This is a genomic window from Rhizobium sp. N324 (assembly GCF_001664485.1).
GTDB lineage: Bacteria > Pseudomonadota > Alphaproteobacteria > Rhizobiales > Rhizobiaceae > Rhizobium.
Map to the genome: position 1 here is coordinate 3,373,497 of NZ_CP013630.1, position 22,164 is coordinate 3,395,660.

The 22,164-nt window shown below is 60.4% G+C and carries 22 protein-coding genes; 15 read left to right on the plus strand and 7 right to left on the minus strand.

Annotated elements, in window-relative coordinates; genetic code table 11:
- Positions 1-27 precede the first annotated feature (27 nt).
- The 3 genes from AMK05_RS16235 to AMK05_RS16245 all read left to right on the plus strand — a co-directional run bounded on the left by AMK05_RS16235 (position 28) and on the right by AMK05_RS16245 (position 2,844).
- Positions 28-777, plus strand: a complete 750-nt coding sequence (locus AMK05_RS16235; protein ID WP_064840090.1) for a HugZ family pyridoxamine 5'-phosphate oxidase — start codon at positions 28-30, stop codon at positions 775-777.
- A gap of 116 nt (positions 778-893) precedes the next feature.
- Positions 894-1,211, plus strand: coding sequence for an ArsR/SmtB family transcription factor (locus AMK05_RS16240; RefSeq protein WP_049736138.1), 318 nt, complete (start codon positions 894-896; stop codon positions 1,209-1,211).
- 307 nt (positions 1,212-1,518) lie between these two features.
- The gene (locus AMK05_RS16245; RefSeq protein WP_064840093.1) at positions 1,519-2,844 is read left to right on the plus strand and encodes an aspartate aminotransferase family protein; all 1,326 of its coding nucleotides are present in this window, start codon (positions 1,519-1,521) and stop codon (positions 2,842-2,844) included.
- Positions 2,845-2,917: 73 nt separating this feature from the next.
- Here the strand turns inward: AMK05_RS16245 and AMK05_RS16250 are convergent, their stop codons facing one another.
- Entirely contained in the window at positions 2,918-3,832 is a 915-nt protein-coding gene (locus AMK05_RS16250) for an HD-GYP domain-containing protein (protein WP_064840096.1), read from the minus strand.
- Between the two features lie 26 nt (positions 3,833-3,858).
- Positions 3,859-4,146: a hypothetical protein gene (locus tag AMK05_RS34630; RefSeq protein WP_143535847.1), complete on the minus strand. Its 288-nt coding sequence runs from the start codon at positions 4,144-4,146 to the stop codon at positions 3,859-3,861.
- Between the two features lie 150 nt (positions 4,147-4,296).
- On the opposite strand from AMK05_RS34630, the gene AMK05_RS16255 reads away from it, so the two are divergent.
- Positions 4,297-5,400 carry a branched-chain amino acid ABC transporter substrate-binding protein gene (locus AMK05_RS16255; protein ID WP_064840098.1) on the plus strand — a complete coding sequence of 368 codons (1,104 nt, stop codon included), beginning with the start codon at positions 4,297-4,299 and terminating at the stop codon, positions 5,398-5,400.
- A 495-nt stretch (positions 5,401-5,895) separates the two neighbouring features.
- Positions 5,896-7,602: an adenine deaminase gene (gene ade, locus AMK05_RS16260; protein WP_064840100.1), complete on the plus strand. Its 1,707-nt coding sequence runs from the start codon at positions 5,896-5,898 to the stop codon at positions 7,600-7,602.
- A gap of 37 nt (positions 7,603-7,639) precedes the next feature.
- Here ade and AMK05_RS16265 read toward each other — a convergent pair whose 3' ends face one another.
- From AMK05_RS16265 to bglA, 3 genes are all read right to left on the minus strand, one after another.
- Positions 7,640-7,894 carry an addiction module antidote protein gene (locus AMK05_RS16265; protein WP_171899796.1) on the minus strand — a complete coding sequence of 85 codons (255 nt, stop codon included), beginning with the start codon at positions 7,892-7,894 and terminating at the stop codon, positions 7,640-7,642.
- Positions 7,783-8,229 (minus strand): type II toxin-antitoxin system RelE/ParE family toxin, encoded by a 447-nt coding sequence (locus AMK05_RS33415; protein ID WP_190237327.1) that lies wholly within the window; start codon positions 8,227-8,229, stop codon positions 7,783-7,785. The genes AMK05_RS16265 and AMK05_RS33415 overlap by 112 nt, the downstream gene beginning before the upstream one ends.
- A 64-nt stretch (positions 8,230-8,293) precedes the next feature.
- Positions 8,294-9,940, minus strand: a complete 1,647-nt coding sequence (bglA, locus tag AMK05_RS16270; RefSeq protein ID WP_064840105.1) for a beta-galactosidase BglA — start codon at positions 9,938-9,940, stop codon at positions 8,294-8,296.
- Between the two features lie 284 nt (positions 9,941-10,224).
- On the opposite strand from bglA, the gene AMK05_RS16275 reads away from it, so the two are divergent.
- The 7 genes from AMK05_RS16275 (at position 10,225) to AMK05_RS16305 (ending at position 17,216) form a co-directional block, all read left to right on the plus strand.
- Positions 10,225-11,805: a peptide ABC transporter substrate-binding protein gene (locus tag AMK05_RS16275; RefSeq protein ID WP_064840107.1), complete on the plus strand. Its 1,581-nt coding sequence runs from the start codon at positions 10,225-10,227 to the stop codon at positions 11,803-11,805.
- 48 nt (positions 11,806-11,853) lie between these two features.
- Positions 11,854-12,777 (plus strand): ABC transporter permease subunit, encoded by a 924-nt coding sequence (locus AMK05_RS16280; protein ID WP_064840109.1) that lies wholly within the window; start codon positions 11,854-11,856, stop codon positions 12,775-12,777.
- Entirely contained in the window at positions 12,774-13,691 is a 918-nt protein-coding gene (locus tag AMK05_RS16285) for an ABC transporter permease (protein WP_064840112.1), read from the plus strand. Before AMK05_RS16280 ends, AMK05_RS16285 begins: the two co-directional genes overlap by 4 nt.
- A 1-nt stretch (position 13,692) precedes the next feature.
- Positions 13,693-14,700: an ABC transporter ATP-binding protein gene (locus tag AMK05_RS16290; protein WP_064840114.1), complete on the plus strand. Its 1,008-nt coding sequence runs from the start codon at positions 13,693-13,695 to the stop codon at positions 14,698-14,700.
- Positions 14,693-15,679 (plus strand): ABC transporter ATP-binding protein, encoded by a 987-nt coding sequence (locus AMK05_RS16295; protein ID WP_064840117.1) that lies wholly within the window; start codon positions 14,693-14,695, stop codon positions 15,677-15,679. Before AMK05_RS16290 ends, AMK05_RS16295 begins: the two co-directional genes overlap by 8 nt.
- Before the next feature lie 134 nt (positions 15,680-15,813).
- Positions 15,814-16,155, plus strand: coding sequence for a hypothetical protein (locus AMK05_RS16300; RefSeq protein ID WP_003592964.1), 342 nt, complete (start codon positions 15,814-15,816; stop codon positions 16,153-16,155).
- 140 nt (positions 16,156-16,295) lie between these two features.
- Positions 16,296-17,216, plus strand: a complete 921-nt coding sequence (locus AMK05_RS16305; protein WP_064840119.1) for a sugar kinase — start codon at positions 16,296-16,298, stop codon at positions 17,214-17,216.
- 83 nt (positions 17,217-17,299) lie between these two features.
- Here AMK05_RS16305 and gstI read toward each other — a convergent pair whose 3' ends face one another.
- Positions 17,300-17,491, minus strand: coding sequence for a glutamine synthetase translation inhibitor GstI (gene gstI / locus AMK05_RS16310; protein WP_064840121.1), 192 nt, complete (start codon positions 17,489-17,491; stop codon positions 17,300-17,302).
- Positions 17,492-17,920: 429 nt separating this feature from the next.
- Between gstI and AMK05_RS16315 the strand changes: the two genes are divergently transcribed.
- Together AMK05_RS16315 and AMK05_RS16320 are read left to right on the plus strand one after the other, a co-directional pair.
- Positions 17,921-18,961, plus strand: a complete 1,041-nt coding sequence (locus tag AMK05_RS16315; RefSeq protein WP_064840123.1) for a glutamine synthetase beta-grasp domain-containing protein — start codon at positions 17,921-17,923, stop codon at positions 18,959-18,961.
- Between the two features lie 238 nt (positions 18,962-19,199).
- Complete coding sequence (locus tag AMK05_RS16320) at positions 19,200-20,381, plus strand: glycosyltransferase family 4 protein (RefSeq protein ID WP_064840126.1); 1,182 nt, start codon at positions 19,200-19,202, stop codon at positions 20,379-20,381.
- A gap of 93 nt (positions 20,382-20,474) precedes the next feature.
- Here the strand turns inward: AMK05_RS16320 and AMK05_RS16325 are convergent, their stop codons facing one another.
- Positions 20,475-21,488, minus strand: coding sequence for an alpha/beta hydrolase (locus tag AMK05_RS16325; protein ID WP_064840129.1), 1,014 nt, complete (start codon positions 21,486-21,488; stop codon positions 20,475-20,477).
- A gap of 159 nt (positions 21,489-21,647) precedes the next feature.
- On the opposite strand from AMK05_RS16325, the gene AMK05_RS16330 reads away from it, so the two are divergent.
- Entirely contained in the window at positions 21,648-22,085 is a 438-nt protein-coding gene (locus AMK05_RS16330; protein ID WP_064840131.1) for a MarR family winged helix-turn-helix transcriptional regulator, read from the plus strand.
- Positions 22,086-22,164: the final 79 nt, after the last annotated feature.

The following is a 22,164-nucleotide window of genomic DNA, read 5'->3' on the forward strand; positions in this document are numbered from 1 at the left end:
TTCAGTCCGCTTTGCCACAAAGCGGATATGAAGGATCAGCCCTCGCCAATACGCGAAACCGACGACGACGCCCGCAAACTCGCCCGCGTGCTGCTGCGCTCCGCGCGGCATGCGGCGATTGCCGTTCTCGACCCCGAGACCGGCTTCCCCTTCGCCAGCCGCGTGCTCGTCGCGACCGATATTGACGGCACACCCGTCATTCTCGTTTCGAAACTCTCGGCCCATACCAAAGCGCTCGGCCATGACGCGCGCGCCTCGCTGCTGACCGGCGAGCCCGGCAAGGGCGATCCGCTCGCCCACCCTCGCCTGACGACCCAATGCCTGGCGGAGCCCGTCGAGCGCGGCGACGCCTTGCACGCGCGTCTGCGCACGCGTTTTCTCGCTCGCCACAGCAAGGCAAAGCTCTATATCGACTTTCCCGATTTCCTCTTCTTCCGCCTCAAGCCGGAGCGAGCCAACCTCAATGGCGGCTTCGGCCGTGCCTACCAGCTCGATGGGAGCGACCTCATCATCCAGTCGGCCGTGAATGAGGAGATTGCCGCCGGCGCGGCAGAAACAGTGCGAGATTTAGTAGCACGCCACCCCGATGTGGCAGAGACGCTCGCTGCCAGGCTAAAGGCGCCGGAACCGGCTTCCTGGCGCATTTGTGGTATCGATCCCTCAGGTTTTGATATGATTTCCGGCGATTTTCTGCTGCGATATGAATTCGAAACCCTCGCTGAGGAGGCCGATCACATTTGTTCAAACATATCTAAAATAGCATACTCGATACCTTAAATTTAGGTATATACAATCTTCGACCTCAGTTGCTAGTTTTTAGGCGTCGGTCGAAATCCGGCTGGCGGCCTGTGCCAACACGCATGATGTACGTTTCGCATTAGGAAGATAACAATATGGAAACCACTGATTTGGCCGATCACACCAATGTGGCCGCAGCTTTATTATCGGCCATGGCCAATCCCAAGAGATTGCTGATCCTGTGCAGCCTCGTGAAGGGCGAAGTGGCCGTCGGCGTGCTCGCAACGCAGGTCGGCCTCAGCCAGTCGGCACTGTCTCAGCACCTTTCGAAACTGCGCGCACAGAAGCTGGTGAAGACCCGCCGGGATGCACAGACCATTTACTATTCCAGCACCTCCGAGCCGGTGATGAAGATCCTGGCAACGCTCGAAGACATTTACCTCGTGCAGAACCGGAACAGATCCGCCGCTTGATGATAGCGCTGACATGAATGTCGGCCTATGCCGTGCCGCAAGGGGATGTTCCCGGAAGCGCGGTAACGATATTTCAGCACCTGAACCTTATGGCACGACCGGCAAAACCATGTGATTTGCCGGTCGTGCCCTTTTTGCTCTACCTGAATATCCCCGGGTCGAGCCGGTCAAAACTCAAGCCTTCCTGTCACGAACGGCTCCCGGGCTTTTTGCCGTTGACGCTTCAAGAAGCCCTGATAATTTGACCGGGCAGTCAAAATATGGGCGCAAAGCCCGGGAAAGGGCCGGCAGCGGCCAGGAGAACAGCATGTCCAATCGCCTCAACGCACCGAATGATCTTCGCGCCTTCTGGATGCCGTTTACGGCAAATCGCCAGTTCAAGAAGGAGCCGCGCATGTTTGTCGGCGCCAAGGACATGTATTATACGACCCATGACGGCCGCCAGGTGCTGGACGGCACGGCCGGCCTCTGGTGCGTCAATGCCGGCCACTGCCGCCCGAAGATCACCGAGGCGATCCGCGAACAGGCCGGCGAGCTCGATTACGCCCCGGCCTTCCAGCTCGGCCACCCCAAGGCCTTCGAACTGGCGAACCGTCTGGTCGACATTGCGCCGGAAGGCCTGAACCACGTTCTCTACACCAATTCCGGATCCGAATCCGTCGAGACGGCACTCAAAGTGGCGCTCGCCTATCACCGCGTGAAGGGCAATGGTTCACGCCTCCGCCTGATCGGCCGCGAGCGCGGCTATCATGGCGTCAATTTCGGCGGCATCTCCGTCGGCGGCATCGTCACCAACCGCAAGATGTTCGGCACGCTGCTGACTGGCGTCGATCACATGCCGCACACCCACCAGCCCGGCAAGAACAACTTCACCCGCGGCGAGCCCGAGCATGGCGGCGACATCGCCAGCGAACTCGAGCGCATCGTCACCCTGCACGACGCCTCGACGGTCGCCGCCGTCATCGTCGAACCGGTGGCCGGCTCCACCGGCGTGCTCATCCCGCCGAAGGGATACCTGCAGAAGCTGCGCGAGATCTGCACCAAGCACGGCATCCTGCTGATCTTCGACGAGGTCATCACTGGCTTCGGCCGCCTCGGCGCCCCCTTCGCCGCGCAATATTACGACGTCAAGCCCGACATGATCACTGCCGCCAAGGGACTGACCAATGGCGTCATTCCGATGGGCGCCGTCTTCGTCACCTCCGAGATCCATGATGCCTTCATGAACGGCCCCGAGCACATGATCGAATTCTTCCACGGCTACACCTATTCGGGCAATCCGATCGCCTCTGCCGCCGCCCTCGCCACGCTCGATACCTACAAGGAAGAAGGGCTGCTGACGCGCGCCGCCGAGCTTTCCGACTACTGGGCCGACGCGCTGCATTCGCTGAAGGACTGCCCCAATGTCATCGACATCAGGAATACCGGGCTGATCGGCGCGATCGAGCTCGATCCGATCGCCGGCGAACCGACCAAGCGCGCCTTCACCGCCTTCCTGAAAGCCTATGAAAGCGGCCTGCTGATCCGCACCACCGGTGATATCATCGCGCTTTCCCCGCCGCTGATCATCGAGAAGCACCATATCGACGAACTCTTCGGCAAGCTGCGCACCATCCTGCAGAACAACATCTGAGAAAGCTTCCCCATCATGGCCTGCGGCGGGTGCAAGCCCACGCAGGCCTTTTTGTTGCCACGAGAAATTGACCTCAGGTCACGGAAGCGACGGAAAGGCAGAGGGCGAATTTTTTCAGGAGCCGGCGGTCGAAGTGCCCTTCATTCCCGAACATCCATTTCAGTGCGTCGCTCGCGCTCCATGCCGCCTTATATGACCGCACCGAGGTAATCGCGTCATAGACATCGCAGATCGTGGCAATGCGCGCGTGGAGGCTCAACTCTCTGCCGGACAGCCTGCGCGGATAGCCCTTGCCGTCGATACGCTCATGGTGATTGAGGCAGACATCGAGAACGATCTCCGACATGCCCTCCTGCCGCGACAGGAATGCGTGCCCCTTCTCCGGGTGGCCACGGATCAGGCTGATCTCGTCCTTTTCCAGAGGCCCGGCCTTGTTGAGCACCTCAAGCGGAATTTCAAGCTTGCCGACATCGTGCAGCAACCCGGCGGTGCCGAGCATCTGCACCGTCGGCTCGTCGAGTGCGAGATGGCGGCTGAACAGGATCATCAGCGCGCTTACCGAAATGGAATGGAGGAAGGTCACTTCGTCTTTTGATTTCAACCGCGTGACGTTCAGGAAAACCGAGGGATTGTCCTCCATCGACTTGGAGACGGAAGAAATCACCGGCGCTACATGCGCGACGCTGATCGCATCGCCATTCCGCAGCCTCGCGAAAGCCTCTTCCAGCACCTGAACGGATTTCTGCACGGTCTCGCGCGCGGCCTGGATATCGATATCGATGTCACGGCTCGGCAGGCCGCCAGTATCGAGCCCTTTGCTGGTGTTGATCACCACGATGGCGGTGCCGCATGTGCGAATTTTTGCGGCATCGGCCTCGCGCCGCAGGGAGAATCTGCGCTTGGACAAAAGCGGATCCTGCCACAGGCCCTCGACGGCCTCTACAAACATTCCGATACGCACCTGGCTGGCGTCGATACGCTTGAGCATCCAGTCTCTATTCCCGATATGTCTATCTAATTATTTGTATGGGTCTCTTTTTCAATGCTGCGGTATTCTGGGTATCGCGGGATACTACTGCCATTGGCCAAACTAACGGTTAATGCGAAAGACAAAGACAACCATACGGAGGCGGTTTCCCCCGGGGCGGCGGCCTGCCCGTTGCGTCGTTCCTTATGAGAAATCACCGAAAAACGAAGAAAACGATCGCCTTCAAGCGACTTTCCGGCCGGATCGATCCGATTTTGCCTCCGTTTTGTTATGAACTTGCGCAATCCCGTCAAAATTCCTAGAAATCTCGCCATGAGCCTTCCCGAGTCAAATATGGCCGGCAGGCTCACTGATCGCGCCCTTGTCGATCGTCCTTGGCACGGCCCAAAGGGCCGTTGAATGATCGGAAAAACCGGCGCGGCACTTCATCGCGGGTCGAAGGACCCCACCCAAGGAGACAGACAATGACCCTCAAGACATTGACGGCGACACTCGTTGCGTCGCTTGCCTTTGCGCCGTTTGCTCATGCCGATATCACCATCGGCCTTATTGCGCCGCTGACCGGCCCCGTCGCCGCCTATGGCGATCAGGTGAAGAACGGCGCTCAGACCGCCGTCGACGAGATCAACAAGAAGGGCGGCATTCTCGGCGAGAAGGTGGTCCTCGAACTGGCAGACGATGCCGGCGAACCGAAGCAGGGCGTTTCCGCCGCCAACAAGGTCGTCGGCGACGGCATTCGCTTCGTCGTCGGGCCGGTGACCTCTGGTGTTGCCATTCCGGTTTCGGACGTGCTGGCTGAAAACGGCGTGCTGATGGTCACCCCGACCGCGACGGCGCCCGACCTCACCAAGCGCGGTCTCACCAACGTGCTGCGCACCTGCGGCCGCGACGACCAGCAGGCCGAGGTCGCCGCCAAATACGTGCTGAAGAATTTCAAGGACAAGCGCGTCGCCATCGTCAACGACAAGGGCGCCTACGGCAAAGGCCTCGCCGACGCTTTCAAGGCGACGCTGAACGCCGGCGGCATCACCGAAGTCGTCAATGACGCGGTCACTCCAGGCGACAAGGATTTCAGCGCGCTGACCACCCGCATCAAGTCCGAGAAGGTCGACGTGGTCTATTTTGGCGGCTATCACCCGGAAGGCGGCCTGCTCGCCCGCCAGCTGCATGATCTCGCTTCTAACGCAACGATCATCGGCGGCGACGGCCTCTCCAATACCGAATTCTGGGCGATCGGTACGGATGCGGCAGCAGGCACGCTGTTCACCAACGCGTCCGACGCCACCAAGAACCCGGATTCCAAGGCTGCCGCCGATGCGCTCGCGGCCAAGAACATCCCGGCCGAGGCCTTCACGCTCAACGCCTATGCCGCCGTCGAAGTGCTGAAAGCCGGCATCGAGAAGGCCGGCAGCGCCGAGGACGCGGAAGCCGTCGCGGCGGCGCTGAAAGACGGCAAGGAGATCCCGACCGCAATCGGCAAGGTCACCTACGGCGAGACCGGCGACCTGACCTCGCAGAGCTTCTCGCTCTACAAGTGGGAAGCCGGCAAGATCGTTTCCGCTGAGTGACTTGCAGCATTGACGAAAGCAGGATCGGGCGCCTCGCGGCGCCCGGTTGTATTTTGGAGGATGAAGTGCCGCTCAATCAGGCTGCCTCTTATCCTCCCGCAGATAGCTCTCCACTGTAGGATGTTTAGGAAGGACCATCGGCTGACGATAAGTCAACTAGGTATCGGGTTCGAGACACGCGCGTAGAAACGGGAGATCAGGACGCGCTTTAGATCTTCGTCCGAAGCGACACTTCCGGTCGACCTTTCAAGGATGACCTGACTCACTTTCCGGTGCTTGTCAGTCTTGAGTACCGCTGAGTTGTTCACACAGCCGCTCAACAACACCACAGCCGCACAGGCGCCGAAATAATTGCTTTCATATCATGACCTTGAGTTGGAAATTGACATCTGTATTCTCGCTTCACTAGCACTGCTGCCGGAAGGATCAAAGCAGCCGGGTATCTTCCAGCATTCAGTCGGTATCAATGGCAGAAATCAGTCGGAGAGGTAGACCATGACCACCAAGCTCGAACGTCTCATCGACCAGGGTGTGGGCCGTATCCCCGCCGACATCGTGCTGAAGGGCGGCCGTTTCTTCGATCTCGTCACCGGCGAGCTCGTCCAGTCGGACATCGCCATTGGCGGCGATCGCATCGTCGGCACTTCGGGCAATTACCGGGGTGAAACCGAAATCGACATATCGGGAAAAACAGTCGTTCCCGGCTTCATCGATACGCATCTGCACATCGAATCCTCGCTCGTCACGCCGCATGAATTCGACCGCTGCGTTCTGCCCTATGGCGTCACCACCGCGATCTGCGATCCGCACGAAATCGCCAATGTGCTGGGAGCCGCCGGCATCGAATTCTTTCTTCAATCCGCGCTCGAGACAATCATGGACATCCGCGTCCAGCTCTCCTCCTGCGTTCCGGCAACGCATCTCGAAACCTCCGGCGCCGATCTGCCGATCGAGCGCCTCCTGCCCTTCCGCCACCATCCGAAGGTCATCGGCCTTGCCGAGTTCATGAATTTCCCCGGCGTGATCCACAAGGATCCCGTCTGCATGGCCAAGCTCGACGCCTTCCAGGGCGGCCATATCGACGGTCACGCGCCGCTGCTTTCCGGCAACGACCTCAACGGCTACCTCGCAGCCGGCATCCGCACCGAGCACGAATGCACGAGCGCCACCGAGGCGCTGGAAAAGATCCGCAAGGGCATGCATATCCTGGTCCGCGAGGGCTCGGTGTCCAAGGATCTTGCCGCGCTGATGCCCATTATCACCGAGCGGCTATCACCTTATCTCGCACTCTGCACTGACGACCGCAATCCGCTCGATATCGCCGAACAGGGCCATCTCGATCACATGATCCGCACGGCGATCGCTAACGGCGTCGAGCCGCTGGCGATCTATCGCGCCGCCTCGATCTCGGCCGCCCGTGCCTTCGGCCTCCGGGACCGCGGCTTGGTGGCGCCGGGCTGGCGCGCCGATCTCGTGGTTCTCGACAGTCTGGAAAGCTGCCGCGCCGACATGGTCTTCTCCGCTGGCCGCAGCGTCACCGACGCGCTCTTTTCCACGCGCAAGCCGATCGCTCCGATCGGCCTTGACAGCGTCAAGGCCCGACCGGTCAACGCGGCCCATTTCGGCGTGCCGGCCAGGGAGGGCGATACATCGGTGATCGGCGTCATGCCCGGCAAGATCATCACCGAACATCGCCGCTACCGGCTGCCCGTGAAAGGCAACGAGACGGCGGTCGATCTTGCCAACGACATCATCAAGGTCGCCGTCATCGAGCGCCACGGCAAGAACGGCAACCACGCCAACGGATTCGTCCAGGGCTTCGGCCTGAAGAAGGGCGCGATCGCCTCCACCGTCGGCCATGACAGCCACAATATTTGCGTCGTCGGAGTCGACGAGGACGACATGGCGCGCGCCGCAAACCGCCTCGGCGAGATCAAGGGCGGCTTTGTCGTCGTCGAGGACGGCAAGGTCACCGGCGAAATCGCCCTGCCCATCGCTGGCCTGATGAGTCTCGAGCCCTACGAGACGGTCCGCGATACGCTGCACCATCTGCGCAAGGCCGCCTTCGCACTCGGCGCCACGCTGGAAGAACCCTTCCTCCAGTTGGCCTTCCTGCCACTGCCGGTCATCCCACACCTGAAGATATCCGACCGCGGCATGGTCGATGTGGACAAGTTCGCGCTGATTGGGCGATGCAACTGATTGGCCCACGAGATTTGGTGAGAGCGCTTATATGTACTCAAACCGCGTGATGCCTCGTCGTCAGTTCTAGCCCGATCGCCTTCATCACGGCCAGTGTCGTTTCAAGGGTAGGATTTCCGTTCTCGCTCAGCGCCTTATAGAGATGCTCGCGCGCAAGACCGGTTTCCCTGGCGATTTTGCTCATGCCCTTGGCGCGCGCAACGACGCCAAGAGCCGACGCGATGAATTTCGCGTCACCGGTCTGCAGCGCTTCGGTAATAAAAGTTTTGATGGCTTCGTCGGAGTCGAGCAACTCAGCCGGATCGAAGTCGAAGATCTGTTCAGCCATGATCGTCGCTCCATTCCATTGGCAATTCTCTTTGCCGTTCTTATATCCGCTTCCTGCGTGCTCTTGTCGCCTTCGCAGAGAAGGACAATGATGGTCTCTCCCCGCTTGCGGTAATAGATCCGATAGCCCGGCCCGTAGTGAATGCACAGTTCACTCACCCCTTCGCCAACCGGTGCTGCATCACCGGCATGCCCGATCGCAAGACGCTGGAGGCGCAGGGCGATCATTGCCTTCGCCTTTCCATCCTTCAATCTTTTGTGCCACTTCTGGAAAGTGCCCGTCTGCTTCAGAACGAACATATCAATTGTAATTTAAAAAATACATACTGTCAAAATTATTACCTCCGCAGCGATAGCGAGACCGTCAAACCCGTGCACAGAATCCATCCAGCGCCGCAAGTTTCACCGAGCCCGCGCCAGCCACTGCCTTAAACCCCGGCATGGCGAGCGGTTCCGCGAGCACCATGCCCTCCGGCAGGCGGAATTCCGCCGGCTTGCGAGCGAGGTTGAAAACGAAGAGCAGCTTTTCTCCGCCCTTCTCGCGGGTGAAGGCGAGCAGGTCCTCGTTGGTGCCAATGAAGGTCATGTCGCCTTCGATCAACGCCGGGTGGTTTTTTCGGAAGGCGAGCGTCCTGCGATAGTGATTGAGCACAGAGCCGTCGCCTGCCTCCTGCGTATCGACGGAAAGGGCCGCCTGCTCATAAGGCACCGGCAGCCAGCTCTTTTCGGCAGAGGTGAAGCCCGCATGCGCCTTCCCGGCTTCCCAGGGCATCGGCGTGCGGCATCCGTCGCGGCCCTTGAAGGCCGGCCAGAAGCGGATGCCGTAGGGATCGCGCAGATCCTCGAAGGCGAGCTCAGCCTCCGGCAGGCCAAGCTCCTCGCCCTGATAAAGGCAGATCGAGCCGCGCAGCGCAGCAAGCACGGAGATCGCCAGCTTGGCGATGGCGGGCCGCTCCTCCGCCGTCAGCGCGAACCGGCTGACATGGCGCATGACGTCGTGATTGGAAAAAGCCCAGCAGACCCAGCCGTCGGTCACCGACTTCTGAAAAGCCTCGACGCAGCCGCGAATATGCTCGGCGCTGAACTCCGGCCCCAGCAGATCGAATGTGTAGCACATGTGCAGCTTGTCGCCGCCGCTCGTATAGGCCGCCACCGTCTTCAGCGAACGCGCCCCGTCACCGACTTCCCCAACGGTCGTGCGATCCTCATACTGGTCGAGCAGCACCCGGAAGCGCTTGAGGAAATCGACATTCTCAGGCTGCGTCTTGTCATAGAGGTGGTTCTGCATGCCGTAGGGATTGCTGTCGGGCGCATCGAGGCCTGCGTCATCCTCATCGGGCTCGTGCGGCGGATTGCTTCTGAGCTGCTTGTCGCAGAAATAATAGTTGACCGTATCCAGCCGAAAGCCGTCGACGCCGCGATCGAGCCAGAATTTCACCGTCTCCAGCACCGCGTCCTGCACTTGCCTGCTGTGGAAATTGAGATCCGGCTGAGAGGTGAGAAAATTGTGCTGGTAATATTGCCTGCGCACGCCGTCCCACTCCCAGCCCGGCCCGCCGAAGATCGACAGCCAGTTGTTCGGCGCCGTGCCATCCGGCTTCGGGTCGGCCCAGACATACCAGTCAGCCTTGGGATTGGTCCGGCTCGACCGGCTCTCGATAAACCAGGGATGCCGGTCCGATGTATGAGAGATCACCTGGTCGATGACGACCTTGATGCCGAGCCGGTGCGCCTCGGCCATCATCTCGTCGAAATCGGCCAGTGTCCCGAAGATCGGGTCGACATCGCAATAATCGGAAACGTCATAGCCCATGTCGGCCATCGGCGATTTGAAGAAGGGCGAAAGCCAGATTGCGTCGACCCCGAGACTGGCGATATGCGGCAGCCGGCGGGTGATCCCCTTGAGGTCGCCGAGCCCGTCGCTGTTGGTGTCCTGAAACGAGCGCGGATAGACCTGATAGATCACCGCGCCGCGCCACCAGTCCGCATTCCCGCCTGCCTGCAATGCCATCGGCTCCATCTCCTGCCTTGTTAGCGCCCGCCACACTAAAGCGGACGAAACAAAAGACAACATGTGAGGCCGTTATGGATGTGCTGGAAATGTCGCAATGTGTCGTCGCGATCCAACAAGGGGGAGACGTATATAGGCTTGTCCACAACCCGTTTCCAGCCTCCGGATTTGGGGTTGCAACGCGATTCCTTTGCGATAAGGTGCGCACTGACCTGCACGTAAGAGGTCAAATGTCGGGAACAGATGTCTAATAAAGGCGCAAAGCCTAGAAAGGTGGACCCACGATGAACCAGTTCACGAAAAAATTTCTCGCCTCCGCAATGCTTGGCACATTGCTGGCGTTTTCGGCGCATGCGGCCACGCTCAACATTCACAATGGTGGCGACCCGCAATCGCTCGATCCGCAGAAGCTTTCCGGCGACTGGGAGAACCGTATCGCCGGCGACATTTTCGAAGGTCTCGTCACTGAAGACGCCAAGGACAATCCGGTCCCCGGCCAAGCAGAAAGCTGGACGATTTCCCCTGATGGCAAGATCTATACCTTCAAGCTTCGCGACGGCATCAAGTGGTCCGATGGCCAGTCGGTAACGGCAGGAGACTTCGTCTTCGCCTTCCAGCGCCTCGTCGACCCGAAGAACGCCGCCGATTATGCCTATCTGCAGTTCACCATCAAGAATGCCGAAAAGATCAACAAGGGCGAAATCACCGATCTCAACCAGCTCGGCGTCAAGGCGATCGACGACAAGACGCTTGAAATCACCCTTGAGAACCCGACCCCTTATTTCCTAAATGCGCTGATGCATTACACCGCCTATCCGCTGCCCAAGCACGTCGTCGAGGCGAAAGGCCAGGATTGGGTCAAGATCGGCAACATCGTCACCAACGGCCCTTACAAGCCGGTCGAATGGGTTCCGGGCTCGCATGTCACGACAGTTAAGAACGACCAGTGGTACGGCGCCAAAGACCTGAAGATCGACGGCGCCAAGTTCTTCGTGCTTGAGGATCAGGAAGCGGCACTGAAACGTTACCGTGCTGGCGAATTCGACATCCTCACCGATTTCCCCACCGACCAGTACGAGTGGATGAAGAAGAACCTGCCGGGCCAGGCGCATGTGGCCCCCTTCTCCGGCCTCTATTATTACGTCATCAATTCGAGCAAGCCGCCCTTCGCCGACAAGCGCGTGCGCCAGGCCCTTTCCATGGCGATCAACCGCGAAGTCATCGGGCCGCAAATTCTCGGCACCGGCGAACTGCCGGCCTATTCGTGGGTCCCGCCGGGCACGGCAAACTACGGCGAACCGGCCTACGTTTCCTGGAAGGATCTTCCCTATAAGGACAAGGTCGAAGAAGCCAAGAAGCTGCTGAAGGAGGCCGGTTTCGGTCCGGATCATCCGCTGACCGCCGAACTCAAATACAACACCAACGACAACCATAAGCGCATCGCCGTGGCGATCGCCTCGATGTGGAAGCCGCTCGGCGTCAATGTCGAACTCGTCAACGCCGAGACCAAAGTCCATTATGACCAGTTGCAGCGCGGCGAAGTGCAGATCGGCCGCGCCGGCTGGCTCGCCGACTACAACGATCCGGACAATTTCCTGAACCTGCTGGTCACAGGCGTCCAGATGAATTACGGCCGCTGGTCCAATCCTGAGTACGACAAACTGATCAAGGACGGCAACGCCGAGACGGATCTGAAGAAGCGCGCCGAAATCTTCAAGAAGGCCGAGCAGTTGGCGCTTGATGATTCTGCCGCCCTGCCGATCTACTACTATGTCTCGAAAAACGTCGTTTCGCCGAAGATCGAAGGCTTCGTCGACAACATTCAGGACATCCACCGCACCCGCTGGCTGTCGATGAAAGAGTAAGGGAAAACGGTCCTTCCCGCCGCGCGCGGGAAGGACCGGCCCACGATCATGATCAAATATGCCCTCCGTCGCCTGCTATCGACGATCCCCGTTCTGTGGATCGCCGTCACAGCCTGTTTTTTCGTTTTGCGCCTTGCCCCCGGCGGCCCGTTCGATGGCGAAAGGCCATTGCCGCCGGTGATCCTGAAAAACCTCGCGGTTCATTACAATCTCGATAAGCCGCTGATCCAGCAGTACCTGATCTATGTCGGTGACCTGCTTCGGGGCGATCTCGGCCCCTCCTTCGCCAGCGAGGATTTTTCCGTCGCCCAGCAGATCATGATCGGTCTGCCCTATACCTTCACGATTGGTACCGCCGCCTTCCTGATCGCCATCATCGTCGGCATCGCCGTCGGCTGTCTTGGCGCGCTCTACCAGAACAAGACGCCGGACTATATTCTCGGCGCCCTCATCCTGGTGGGGGTGGTGTTGCCGAACTTCCTGATCGCGCCGATCCTGCAATTGATCTTCGGAATTCAGCTCGGCTGGTTTCCGGTCGGCGGCTGGGGTGACGGCTCGATCAAACATCTGATCCTGCCGATCGTCGTTCTGGCCCTGCCGCATGCCGGCCGCATCTCGCGCATCACCCGCGGCTCGATGATCGAGGTGATGAACCAGAACTTCATCCGCACCGCCAAAGCCAAGGGCATCGGTCCGCGGCTGACGGTGATGCGCCATGCGCTGAAGCCCGCGCTCATGCCTGTGGTCTCCTATCTCGGGCCGGCGGCAAGCTACCTTCTCACCGGTTCGCTCGTTGTCGAAAGCATCTTCGGATTGCCCGGCATCGGCCGCTACTTCGTCAACGCAGCGCTGAACCGCGATTACGGCATGGTTCTCGGTACGGTCATCTTCTACATGGTGCTGATCGTGTTCCTGAACCTTCTGGTCGACATCGCCTATGCCTGGCTGGACCCGAAAGTGAGAAACCGATGATCCTCAACCCCGCAAAACGCGAACTGCTCGCCGAGGAGCTTCTGCAGGCGGAGGGCCTGGCCCCCGAAGGCCGTTCGCTCACCAGGGATGCGCTCCGCCGCCTCGGGCGCAACAAGGCGGCCGTTCTGTCGATCGCCGTCCTGGCGCTGTTGATCCTCGCCGCCTTCCTCGGCCCCTGGTTCATTCCCTTCAACTACGAGGATCCGGACTGGGCCGCCTTCCGCATTCCGCCGTCGATCGAGACCGGCCATTATTTCGGCACCGACCCGAACGGACGCGACCTGCTTGCCCGCGTGCTCTACGGCACCCGCGTCTCGCTGGCCGTGGCGCTGACGGCAACCGTCGTCTCGGTCGTCATCGGCGTACTCTACGGCGCCATATCGGGCTATATCGGCGGCAGGCTGGACGCGATCATGATGCGCTTCGTCGATATCATGTACGCGCTTCCCTATATCCTCTTCGTCATCCTGCTGATGGTGATCTTCGGCCGCAACGTCTACCTGCTCTTTGCCGCGATCGGCGCGCTGGAATGGCTGACCATGGCCCGCATCGTGCGGGGCCAGACCCTGTCGATCAAGCATCGCGAATTCATCGAGGCGGCCCGTGCCTCCGGGCAGCGGCCGTTCAAGATCATCGTCAAGCACATCATTCCGAACCTCGTCGGCCCGGTGGTCATCTTCGCGGCGCTGACGGTGCCCGAGATCATCGCCACCGAAAGCTTCCTGTCCTACCTCGGCTTCGGCGTCCAGGAACCGCTGACCTCGCTCGGCACGCTGATCGCCGAGGGAACCGACGCCATGGAAAGCATGCCCTGGCTGCTGATCTTCCCGGCAAGTTTCCTCGTGGCCCTGCTGCTCAGCCTGCTCTTCATCGGCGACGGCCTGCGCGACGCGTTCGACCCGAAGGATCGCTAGAATGGCCCATGAAACGCAAAAAGACATTCTGCTCGAACTCAAGGACTATTCGATTACCTTCAAAACGCCTGACGGCGAGGTGAAGGCGGTCTCGAATATGAACCTCACCGTCCGGCGCGGCGAGCGCGTCGCCATCGTCGGCGAGTCCGGTTCGGGCAAGAGCCAGACCTTCCTCGGCATCATGGGCCTGCTCGCCAAGAACGGCAGGACGGCGGGACAGGCGCTGCTCGAAGGCAGGGATGTGCTGTCGTTGAAACCGCGCGAGCTCGACCAGATCCGTGGCAAGGACATGGCCATGGTCTTCCAGGATCCGATGACCGCCTTGAATCCATCGCTCAGGATTTCGCGGCAGCTGACGGAACAACTCGAGGTTCACCGCGGCCTGACGGCACGCGCCGCATCCGAGGCGGCCCTCGACATGCTGAAACGCGTCGGCATCCCGGACCCGACGCGGCGCTTCCACCTCTATCCGCATGAGCTTTCCGGCGGCATGCGTCAGCGCATCGTCATTGCCATGGCGCTGCTCACCAAGCCGAAGCTGCTGATTGCCGACGAGCCCACCACGGCGCTCGACGTCACCATTCAGGCGCAGATCCTCGATCTCTTCAACGACCTGACGGCGGAGATGAACACGGCGCTGATCATGATCACCCACGATCTCGGCGTCGTCGCCGGCCTCGCCGACCGCGTCGCCGTCATGTATGCCGGCCGCATCGTCGAGGAGGCGCCGGTCGACGAGCTGTTCGACAATCCCGCCCATCCCTATACGGCGGCGCTGCATGCCTCGATCCCGCGCCCGGATCAGGATGTCGACGAGCTGGTCGTTATCCCCGGGCGCCCGCCGAACCTGCAGCACCTGCCGAAGGGCTGCAATTTCTCGCCGCGCTGTTCACAGGTCCAGGACGATTGCATCGACCGTCCGCCGCCGCTCGAAACCCTGGCGCCGCGCCACTGCGCCGCCTGCTACCACCCGTTCCCGCGCCGTGAGGAGTTGCTGAACCATGGCTGACCGATCGCTGCTGAGGGTCGAGAACCTGACGACCCAGTTCGAATTGCCGGCGAAAGGCTTGTTCAAGCCGCCGATTTTCCTCACCGCCGTCAACAATGTCAGCTTCGATCTCGCCGAAGGCCGCACCCTCGGCGTCGTCGGCGAATCCGGCTGCGGCAAGTCCACGCTCGGCCGCTCCATCCTGCGGCTGTTGAAATCGCAGAAGGGCCGCATCCTCTGGCAGGGCCGCAATCTTCTCGACCTCTCGGAGGAGGAAATGCGCGCCGCCCGCCGCGACATGCAGATCATCTTCCAGGATCCGATCGCCTCGCTCGACCCGCGCATGACGGTCGGCGATATCATCGCCGAACCGCTCACCGTTTTCGAGCCAAAGCTTTCAAAGGCCGAACGCACCGAACGCGTCCGCGAAATCATGACTGCCGTCGGCCTGGTGCCGGAGATGATCAACCGCTATCCGCACGAATTTTCCGGTGGCCAGGCGCAACGCATCGGCATCGCCCGCGCTGTCATCACCAAACCGAAGCTGATCATCTGCGACGAGCCGGTTTCGGCCCTCGACGTCTCAATCCAGGGCCAGGTGATCACGCTTCTGCGCAAGCTGCGCAAGGAGTTTGGCCTGACGCTGATTTTCATCAGCCACGACCTCTCCGTCGTGCGGCTGATTTCCGACGATGTGCTGGTGCTCTATCTCGGCCGGGTGGTGGAGGCGGGCAACTGTGCCACCGTCTTCGATCATCCGGCCCATCCCTATACACAGGCACTCTTTTCCGCAGCACCGATCCCGGATCCGAAGCTCGCGCGCCAGCGTACCCGCATCCGCCTGCAGGGCGATCCGCCCTCGCCGCTCAACCCGCCGAAAGGTTGTGTCTTCTCGCCGCGCTGCTGGAAGGCGACCGATATCTGTCGCACCGAAATGCCGCCGACCGAGGGGGTCCGTCCCGGTCAGAAGGCAGCTTGCTATCATATGGACAGGCCATGAGCGACTACGCAATCTCAGGATGAAGCGCTTGGAAAAGCGGACTTATTTTGGGTTCTAAAGTCCCCGATAAGAAAGATTTATCTGAGCGCATGCTAACTCTTTCCCGCCCAATCACGGGTTAGGGGAACGCATATATGAAATCGAGACTATCGGGATTGATCGCAGTTGCATCTGCGATCATCGCTGCCTCCGCCATTTCGGCACAGGCCGAAGATCTGAAGTTCAAGCTCACCAACGGCACCGACTCCGTCCTGACGCGCTTCTACAGCTCGCCGACGGGTGTCGCCAACTGGGAGGAAGACGTCTTCGGCGAAGACGTTCTCGATCCGGGCGAAAGCATCGACATCACTATCGCCGATGGCCGCACCGTCTGCAAATACGATATGCGCTTCGAGTTCGAGGAAGGTTCGAACCTCGCGACCACCGAAGACACGCAGGATCTTTGCCAGATGGGCAGCTACACGATCCACGAATAAGAGCCTTTACCGGCGCCCGTCTTCGCCTCGCGACGAAGGCGGGCTTTTACCTCCTGCGATATCGGCATCCATGATATCAACGCTTGTCACTCCGCCTAGCTCCGCGTATCAGCGATAAAGAGCAACGCCGGGAGGACAAGGTGAGCAGACGGTTTCTATCGATCGGTGAATGCATGGTGGAGCTCTCGCAGGCAGGCGACGGCCTGCTGCGCAAAGGTTTCGCCGGCGATACGTTCAACACCGCCTGGTATGCCCGTGCCTGCCTCGGCCCCGACTGGTCGGTCGATTATTTTACCGCGCTTGGCGACGATGCGATGTCGGATGAGATGGTCGCCTTCATCGACAAGGCAGGCATCGGCACGAGCCTCATCCGCCGCATCAGGGGCAAGACGCCCGGCCTCTATATGATCAATCTGAAGAACGGCGAGCGCTCCTTCAGCTATTGGCGCGACAGTTCGGCTGCCCGCGGACTGGCCGCCGACCCCGACCGCCTGCGTGAGGCGGTTGAGAGTGCTGACCTCGTCTATTTCTCCGGCATCACCCTTGCCATCCTGCCGCAGGAGGATGCCACGACCCTGCTCGCCGAAATCCGCCGCGCCAAGGCCGCCGGCAAGCTGGTGGTGTTCGACCCGAACATCCGCCCCCGCCTCTGGTCGAGTTATGACATCATGCACGCAACGATCAGCGAGGGCGCCCGCTCCTCGGTGATCGTCATGCCGAGCTTCGATGATGAGGCCGCCCATTTCGGCGACGATTCCATCGAGGCGACGATCAACCGCTATCACGCGCTGGGCGCCGTCCATATCGTCGTCAAGAATGGCGCGGACGGAGTCAGGCTGAATTTCGCCGGAGAGGAGAGCTTCGTTCCGGCCGAGAAGGTCGCCCAAGTGGTCGATACCACCAGTGCCGGCGACAGCTTCAACGGCGCCTTCCTTGCAAACTATCTGGAAACAACGGATGCAACCGCCGCCGCCCGCTTCGCCGCAGGCGTCGCAGCCCGCGTCGTCAGTGAACACGGCGCATTGGTGGCAAAGGAAAAACTGGGGTTGAACGGCGGCTGAGCCCGAACATGACAACCCGGGACGAATGCGATACGCAAGCGCTCGCCGCCTTGTCGGCATTCTGACCCGCTAAAGGGGAAAACTCAGGACTTCGTCGGCCGGTCGGTCTCGCGAGCCGCCTCGTCATGGTACCAGCAGCTGTCGAGCGCCGCGTCGCAAATATCGGCTGCCTCGCGCTCCATCGTCCGAAAGCGTTCGAACCGGCTGGCGGCCCGCGTCGGCTTGACGGGAAACTGGTAGACCGTTGCGGATTCACGATGGAAACCGGTGGGCATGAGATCGCCTCCATTCAGTTCGGCGCATCGACATTTAACGCCGCGACCATAGCACGATGCACATAGTTTATGCAAATTGCACAAATTATATGCATCTCAATATTATGATTGATCGATATGCTGTCTGCGCTGAGAGCGTCCGCCTATTTGTTCAACACTTCATCACGCCAGGCTAACGCCGAAATTTTCATCCGGTTCCAAGCGGAAAACTCAATGTCCTGCTGATGATACGGCCCTCCGCCGTCACAACGGGGTGATTTCAGCACAAGAAAAATGCGTGGCGACCGGCTGATTTGCGATTTTTCTTGTCCCGACACCCGAACTGGCACGCTACATGCTTCAAGAGGTGCATCCCCTGGCGGTTGGATGCGCTTGCGCGCCGAGATCGTCTCCGGATTTGCTCACCTTCGTAGCATTGAGAGAGTCACGATGACAAAATATAAGCTCGAGTATATTTGGCTCGATGGGTACACTCCGGTACCGAACCTGCGTGGCAAGACGCAGATCAAGGAATTCGACGTATTCCCGACGCTGGAACAGCTTCCGCTCTGGGGCTTCGACGGTTCGTCGACCATGCAGGCCGAAGGCCGCAGCTCCGATTGCGTGCTGAAGCCCGTCGCCATTTATCCCGACCCGGCCCGCACCAACGGCGCGCTCGTCATGTGCGAAGTCATGATGCCCGATGGCGTCACGCCGCACTCGAGCAACGCTCGCGCGACCATCCTCGACGACGAAGATGCCTGGTTCGGCTTCGAACAGGAATATTTCTTCTATCAGAACGGCCGCCCGCTCGGCTTCCCTGAGCAGGGCTACCCGGCTCCGCAGGGGCCCTACTACACCGGCGTCGGCTATTCGAACGTCGGCGACGTCGCCCGCGAAATCGTCGAAGAACATCTCGACCTCTGCCTCGCTGCCGGCATCAACCACGAAGGCATCAATGCCGAAGTGGCCAAGGGCCAGTGGGAATTCCAGATTTTCGGCAAGGGCTCCAAGAAGGCCGCCGACCAGATCTGGATGGCACGCTACCTGCTGCAGCGCCTGACCGAAAAATACGGCATCGACATCGAGTATCACTGCAAGCCGCTCGGCGACACCGACTGGAACGGTTCGGGCATGCATTGCAACTTCTCGACCAAGTTCATGCGCGAAGTCGGCGGCAAGGCCTATTTCGAAGCGCTGATGGCGCAGTTCGAAAAGAACCTGATGGACCACATCGACGTCTACGGTCCTGACAACGACAAGCGCCTGACCGGCAAGCACGAAACGGCTCCGTGGAACAAGTTCTCCTACGGCGTTGCCGACCGTGGCGCCTCGATCCGCGTCCCGCATTCCTTCGTCAAGAACGACTACAAGGGCTATCTGGAAGATCGCCGCCCGAACTCGCAGGGCTGCCCCTATCAGATCGCTTCCCAGGTTCTGAAGACGATTTCGGAAGTTCCGACTGCAAGCTCGGCTTCTGCTGCCGCTTAACCTCCCAAACGGCGCCGGTCCACGATCGGCGCCGTCCTTCTTACCGCATGAAACCGCGATCGGCCGCTGACATATTCGCGGGGATCGGGCCGCTGAAAGGCCTGCAAACGCGGGCATGCGGCTGTAATATTTCCATCATGGTCATGCCTCAAAATAGGCAGGCGGGAATCGCCGTTCCGGAACCTCGCTTTGGGATTGAGCGTTGGCACACCGATGCAACGCGGATGGAAATCGTGACATGCTGCAACGTCCGGCATACACTCATCACAGCGAGAGCTGGGCCAATGCTACAGCCGCCGGCAACCTGCCGGAACGGCTGGTGATCGTCACCGACGCCTGGCATCCGCAGGTCAACGGCGTCGTTCGCTCGATCGAGAACACCAATCGCGAGCTGGCGAAGATGGGCGTGGCTGTTTCGATGGTGACGCCGGAGCGCTTCAACAGCATCCCCTGCCCGACCTATCCCGAGATCCGCCTGTCGATTGCCAATTACCGCCGCATCGCCCGTGAGATCGAAAAACACAATCCTTCCTATGTGCATATCGCCACCGAAGGGCCGCTGGGGCTGACCGCCCGCCGATGGTGCCTACGCAAGGGCATGCCCTTCTCCACCAGCTATCACACGCGCTTTCCCGAATATGTGTCGGCTCGCCTGCCGATTCCGCAAAGCTGGCTTTATGCCTTCGTACGCTGGTTCCACAATGGGGGCGCCGGCTGCATGGTCGCGACACCGAGCCTTGCGCGCGAGCTTGCGGCCCGCGGCATCAAGAACCTGATGCCTTGGACCCGGGGCATCGACGCCACGCAATTCCATCCGATGCCACTCGAACAGGAGCCATTCGGCCTTCCGCGCCCGATCTTCATGACAGTCGGCCGCGTGGCGTTGGAAAAGAATCTGCCGGCCTTTCTCGATCTCGACCTGCCCGGTTCGAAGGTCGTCGTCGGCGACGGCCCGGCACGCGCCGAGCTGGAGCAGCGCTATCCCGATGCGCACTTTACCGGTGTGAAGTTCGGCGAGGATCTGGCGAAAATCTATGCCCAGGCCGACGCCTTCGTCTTTCCCTCGCTCACCGACACGTTCGGCAACACCATCCTTGAAGCGCTGGCATCGGGTGTCCCGGTCGCCGCCTATCCGGTCACCGGCCCGCTCGATATCATCGGCGAAGACATCGAGGTCGGCGCGCTCGACCAGAACCTGCAAGCCGCCTGCCTTGCCGCCCTCTCCGCCTCGCGCACCAAGGCACGCGAGCTTGCCATGCAGTATTCCTGGGAAGCGGCGACGCTGCAGTTCATCAACAATATCCGCGCCGCCAACGGCGTCATCACGCCGAAATGGAAAAGGGCCTGGCAATTTGCCAAGTCGCTGCCCAGAAGCAGAAAGCCCGGCGAAACCGCCGGGCCCGTTCCCTCCGCAGACTAAAGCAATTCCAGCAAAAGTGTGACGCGGTTTTGCCAGGCAAAGCGCAAAGCGCTTTTGCCCGAAATTGCGTGAACACAAAGAGCTGTATCGCCCTTACTTGTGCAAAGCGTTGCGAAGCGTGTCGTTCGCAACCGCAATCGCGCTGCGCGCAGCAGGCGTTTCGGCGATGGCGTTCAAGAGTACGAAGTCGTGGATCGTGCCGTTGTAACGCATCGACGTGACGCGAACGCCGGCCTGACTGAGCTTGCGGGCATAGGCTTCGCCCTCATCGCGCAGCACGTCGTTCTCGTCGACGATGACGAGCGCCGGCGGCAAGCCGTTCAATTGCTCCAGCGTGGCCTGCAGCGGCGAAGCCGTCGGCTCCTTGCGCTTGGCCTCGTCGGGCAGGTAGGCGTCCCAGAACCACTTCATCGCTTCCTTGGTCAGCCACGGACCATTGGCGAACTGGTTATAGGAACCATTGTCGAAATTGGCGTCGGTGACCGGGTAGAACAGTACCTGCTGGTCGATCGCGGGACCGCCGCGCTCTTTGGCAAGCAGCGTCACCACCGCCGCCATGTTGCCGCCGACGCTATCGCCCGCAACCGCCAGCCTGCTGGCGTCGACGTTGAACTCCTTGGCGTGCTCGGCGACATATTTGGTCGCCGCATAGGCCTGCTCGATGGCCACGGGATAACGGGCTTCCGGCGAACGTTCGTAATCGACGAAGACGACGGCGGCATTGGCGCCGTTGGCGATTTCGCGCACCAGCCGGTCATGCGTATCGGCATCGCCCAGCACCCAGCCGCCGCCATGGAAGTAGAGAATAACCGGCAGCGTGCCCTTGGCATGTTCCGGGCGAACGATGCGCAGCTTGATGCTGCCGGTCGGCCCTGATTTGATGACCTTATCTTCTTCCTTTGCGGCAAACTTCTTGACGTCGCCCTTCTGCGCGCCGGCCAGAACATTCCGGGCATCGGCCGGCGACAACGTGTAGATCGGCTTGCCGCCGGCAAGGCTGTCGATGAATGTCTGCGTTGTCGGCTCGAGTACCGGGTCGGCAAACGCGCCGACGGCGGAGGCTGCCAGGAGTGCTGCGGCGGAAACGGCGGTCTGGATGGTCGACATTGTCTTGTCCTCTCGGTTTGGTGTTCGTCGTGAACACGACAGTTATATCGCGCACGATTATTTATTGCGCAATTTAAATTTCGGCATGCCTGCCATGCAAAAAAAACGCTTGCGATTATTTATCGCACGATATAAATTCACTCAATTCTGGAGATGACCATGCAGGATCAGCTGAAGCTCGATAATTTCATCTGTTTTGCCGTCTATACGGCAAGCCATGCCCTGAACCGGGTTTACAAGCCGCTTCTCGACGCACTCGGTCTTACCTATCCGCAATATCTGGCGATGGTCGCGTTGTGGGAACAGGACGGCCAAACGGTCGGCGGTCTCGGCGAAAAGCTCTTCCTGGAATCGAGCACGCTGACCCCTCTGCTCAAACGCTTGGAAAGCGCCGGCTATATCAGGCGCGAACGCAGCAGCGAGGACGAACGCGTCGTCGTCATTCGGCTCAGCGACGAAGGCAAGCGATTAAAGGAAAAGGCGATCGGCATCCCCGGCTGCGTCGTGGAAGCGAGCGGTCGTGAGGCCGTGGATCTTACTCGGCTCCAAGCCGAGATCGTGGCGCTGCGCGAGGCGCTGGATAGAAGCGTGGCTTAGTTCAAGGCGATCGAGATAGGTCGTGCCTGAGGCACCCCCTTCTGCCCTGCCGGGCATCTCCCCCACAGGTGGGGAGATC

Excerpts from the sequence above, each read along its gene's own strand:
- AMK05_RS16235 (WP_064840090.1), top strand. The coding sequence starts at position 28 with ATGAAGGATCAGCCCTCGCCAATACGCGAAACCGACGACGACGCCCGC.
- AMK05_RS16240 (WP_049736138.1), top strand. The coding sequence starts at position 894 with ATGGAAACCACTGATTTGGCCGATCACACCAATGTGGCCGCAGCTTTA.
- AMK05_RS16245 (WP_064840093.1), top strand. The coding sequence starts at position 1,519 with ATGTCCAATCGCCTCAACGCACCGAATGATCTTCGCGCCTTCTGGATG.
- AMK05_RS16250 (WP_064840096.1), bottom strand. The coding sequence starts at position 3,832 with ATGCTCAAGCGTATCGACGCCAGCCAGGTGCGTATCGGAATGTTTGTA.
- AMK05_RS34630 (WP_143535847.1), bottom strand. The coding sequence starts at position 4,146 with ATGGCGAGATTTCTAGGAATTTTGACGGGATTGCGCAAGTTCATAACA.
- AMK05_RS16255 (WP_064840098.1), top strand. The coding sequence starts at position 4,297 with ATGACCCTCAAGACATTGACGGCGACACTCGTTGCGTCGCTTGCCTTT.
- ade (WP_064840100.1), top strand. The coding sequence starts at position 5,896 with ATGACCACCAAGCTCGAACGTCTCATCGACCAGGGTGTGGGCCGTATC.
- AMK05_RS33415 (WP_190237327.1), bottom strand. The coding sequence starts at position 8,229 with ATGTTCGTTCTGAAGCAGACGGGCACTTTCCAGAAGTGGCACAAAAGA.
- bglA (WP_064840105.1), bottom strand. The coding sequence starts at position 9,940 with ATGGCATTGCAGGCAGGCGGGAATGCGGACTGGTGGCGCGGCGCGGTG.
- AMK05_RS16275 (WP_064840107.1), top strand. The coding sequence starts at position 10,225 with ATGAACCAGTTCACGAAAAAATTTCTCGCCTCCGCAATGCTTGGCACA.
- AMK05_RS16280 (WP_064840109.1), top strand. The coding sequence starts at position 11,854 with ATGATCAAATATGCCCTCCGTCGCCTGCTATCGACGATCCCCGTTCTG.
- AMK05_RS16285 (WP_064840112.1), top strand. The coding sequence starts at position 12,774 with ATGATCCTCAACCCCGCAAAACGCGAACTGCTCGCCGAGGAGCTTCTG.
- AMK05_RS16290 (WP_064840114.1), top strand. The coding sequence starts at position 13,693 with ATGGCCCATGAAACGCAAAAAGACATTCTGCTCGAACTCAAGGACTAT.
- AMK05_RS16295 (WP_064840117.1), top strand. The coding sequence starts at position 14,693 with ATGGCTGACCGATCGCTGCTGAGGGTCGAGAACCTGACGACCCAGTTC.
- AMK05_RS16300 (WP_003592964.1), top strand. The coding sequence starts at position 15,814 with ATGAAATCGAGACTATCGGGATTGATCGCAGTTGCATCTGCGATCATC.
- gstI (WP_064840121.1), bottom strand. The coding sequence starts at position 17,491 with ATGCCCACCGGTTTCCATCGTGAATCCGCAACGGTCTACCAGTTTCCC.
- AMK05_RS16315 (WP_064840123.1), top strand. The coding sequence starts at position 17,921 with ATGACAAAATATAAGCTCGAGTATATTTGGCTCGATGGGTACACTCCG.
- AMK05_RS16320 (WP_064840126.1), top strand. The coding sequence starts at position 19,200 with ATGCTGCAACGTCCGGCATACACTCATCACAGCGAGAGCTGGGCCAAT.
- AMK05_RS16325 (WP_064840129.1), bottom strand. The coding sequence starts at position 21,488 with ATGTCGACCATCCAGACCGCCGTTTCCGCCGCAGCACTCCTGGCAGCC.
- AMK05_RS16330 (WP_064840131.1), top strand. The coding sequence starts at position 21,648 with ATGCAGGATCAGCTGAAGCTCGATAATTTCATCTGTTTTGCCGTCTAT.